At 75.7% G+C, this 2650-nt stretch carries 3 protein-coding genes; all 3 read left to right on the top strand.

Annotation, left to right across the window (positions count from 1 at the left end; all coding sequences use genetic code 11):
- On the top strand, positions 1-992 hold a 992-nt coding region (locus ACFU6K_RS36125; protein WP_380670442.1), incomplete at its 5' end, for a FecCD family ABC transporter permease.
- A complete protein-coding gene (locus ACFU6K_RS36120; RefSeq protein ID WP_380670440.1) occupies positions 989-1807 on the top strand; it encodes an ABC transporter ATP-binding protein in 819 nt (272 codons plus the stop codon). The genes ACFU6K_RS36125 and ACFU6K_RS36120, both read left to right, overlap by 4 nt.
- A complete protein-coding gene (locus tag ACFU6K_RS36115) occupies positions 1804-2547 on the top strand; it encodes a ferredoxin (RefSeq protein ID WP_380670438.1) in 744 nt (247 codons plus the stop codon). The genes ACFU6K_RS36120 and ACFU6K_RS36115 overlap by 4 nt, the downstream gene beginning before the upstream one ends.
- Positions 2548-2650 lie beyond the last annotated feature (103 nt).

Below are 2650 nucleotides of genomic sequence, written 5' to 3'. Positions count from 1 at the left end.
CCACCGTGCTCCTCGGCCTGGCCGTGGGCTCGCAGCACGAGTCGGTCCGGACGGTGATCGAGGTCGTGGCGCGCCGCCTCGGACTGGGCGACCCGCACGTGACGCTGCTGGACGACCAGATCGTCTGGCAGCTGCGGCTGCCCCGGGTCCTGGGAGCGGCCGCCACCGGCGCCGGACTCGCGGTCTGCGGCGCGGTGCTGCAGACGCTGACCGGGAACGACCTGGCCGATCCCTTCCTGCTCGGGATCTCGGACGGAGCCGCCGCCGGCGCGGTCACCGTGATCGTCCTCGGCGTCGGCGTGACCGGCGCGGTGGGCACCGGCGCGGTGGCGACGGCGGCCTTCGCCGGCGCCCTGCTCGCCACCGCCGTCGTCCTGGCCCTGGCCGGCGCGCGCACCCGCTCGCTGCCGACCACCCGGACCGTGCTCGCCGGCATCGCGGTCGGGCAGATGTGCGGGGCCTACACCTCGTTCGTGGTGATGGTCCTCGGGGACCGCAACGCGGCGCGCGGTGTCATGGAGTGGACGCTGGGCTCGGTCGCCGGCGTGCGGTGGCCCACCGCCGTCTTCCTGACGGCGGTCGCACTGGCCGGTGTCACGGTCCTGGCCTCCTCGGCCCGCGACCTGGACGCCTTCGCCTTCGGCGAGACCGCCGCCCGCTCCCTCGGCGTCCACGTCGAGCGCACCCGCTGGGTCCTCGTCGCCACCGCCGCGCTGGTGACCGCGTGCCTGGTCGCCAACACCGGCGTCATCGGGTTCCTCGGCCTGGTCGTCCCGCATGTGGTCCGTCTCGTCTGCGGCCCGCGCCACGCCCTCCTGCTGCCCGTGTCGGCGCTGGTGGGCGCGTCCCTCCTGGTGGGCAGCGACATCGTGGCGCGCTCCGTCCTCCCCGACCGGGAGATCCCCGTCGGCGTCGTCACGGCCGGGCTCGGAGCACCCTTCTTCGCCTGGCTGCTGTGGCGCCAGGGGCGGGCCGACGGGAGGGCGCAGTGACGAGGACGCCGCCCGTCGAGCTGCGCGCGGAGGGACTCGGTGTGCGCGTCGGCGGAGCCACCCTGCTGGACGCGGTCTCGCTCGCGTTCGGTCCCGGCCGGGTCACGGGCCTGCTCGGGCCCAACGGCGCCGGGAAGACCACCCTGCTGCGCGCGGTCGCCGGACTGACCCGGCCGAGCGCGGGCCGGGTCCTGCTGGACGGGGAGGACCTCCACGCGCTCACGGCCCGCCGACGGGCACGGCGGGTGGCCTTCATGGAGCAGCAGGCCGACACCAGGCTGTCGTTGACGGTCCGTCAGGTCGTCGAGCTCGGACGCACGCCGCACCGCGGCCGCTGGCCCGTGCCGGGGGACTCCGCCGCCGACGCCCACGAGCGGGCCGTGGTCGCCGACGCCGTCGCCGCGGCCGACGTCGGCCACCTGCTCGACCGGTCCTGGCCGACGCTGTCGGGCGGCGAGCGGCAGCGGGTCCAGCTCGCGCGGGCGCTGGTGCAGGAGCCCGACGTACTCCTGCTCGACGAGCCCACCAACCACCTCGACCTGCGCCACCAACTCGCCTTCCTCGACACCGTCCGGGGGCTGGGCATCACCACGGTGGCCGCGCTGCACGACCTCGAACTCGCCGCCGCCTACTGCGACGAGGTCGCCGTCCTGCTCGACGGCCGGCTGGTCGCCCACGGGCCCGGCGCCGAGGTGCTCACCTCGCGCACGATCGCGCACGTCTACGGCGTCGACGTCACCGTGGAACGCCACCCCCGGCACGACAGACCGCACATCCGATGGAACGGACTGCTCCACGAGAGGACGACGCCATGACCTCCCCCGCCCCGGACGCCCCCGCCCACAGCGGCGCCATGGTCCTGGTCGGCATGTCGGCCGACGCCGCCGTCCGTCGTGACGAACTCCTCCGGACGGCGGCGTCGCACCGGGCCTCGATCGCGTTCCTGCAGCTGGCGGACCCGTCCCTGTCGGCCGAGCTGACCAGGCTGGCCGACGCGGGCACCGGGACCGTGGTCCTGGTCGGCGTCCGCCTCACGGCTTCCGGCCCGGGCCAGTCCTGGCTACGGCGGATCGCCGCGCACTGGTGGCGCGAGCGCGCGGGCCACCGTCCCGAACTCCTGGTCGCGACCCGCCTCGCCGACTCGCCGGACGCGGTCGCCACGGTGGCCGCGGTGACGAAGGCCGTCACCGGCTCGGAACCCGGTCTCACGTCCGCGGCCTGGGAGGAGGTGCCCGGCCACCGGCACCAGGTCCTGGTGTGCCGCGGCCCCCGGTGCGCGGCCAAGGGCGTGGAGGAGGGACTGCGCGCCCTGGTCCAGGGACTGACCGAGCGGGGTCTCGGCGACGACGACGTGCTCGTCACCCAGACGGGGTGCCAGTTCCCCTGCAACCAGGCCCCCGTCGTCAGCGTGCAGCCGGACGACGTCTGGTACGGGAACGTCGACCCGGCTGTCGCCGCCCGCATCGTCACCGAGCACCTCGTCGGCGGACGACCGGTCGAGTCCCACCGGCTCCCCCGCCACCGGAAGGAGCGGGCGGACCACCACGACGACTGAGCGCGGCCACCGGCACGGGAGCGAGGTGCACCCCGGTCCCGGCCCACGACGACGTACCGGACTCGGACGCCGTCGTCGAACCCGGGAGCGGCGGTCCCTACCG

It is taken from the genome of Kitasatospora sp. NPDC057512 (assembly GCF_042802135.1).
Classification (GTDB): Bacteria; Actinomycetota; Actinomycetes; order Streptomycetales; family Streptomycetaceae; genus Kitasatospora.
Note: the sequence above shows the minus strand (reverse complement) of the source record. Positions and strands in the feature narration are given on the sequence as shown.

Bases quoted from the DNA above. Each gene is read 5' to 3' on its own strand.
- ACFU6K_RS36115 (WP_380670438.1), top strand. From the start codon at position 1,804: ATGACCTCCCCCGCCCCGGACGCCCCCGCCCACAGCGGCGCCATGGTC.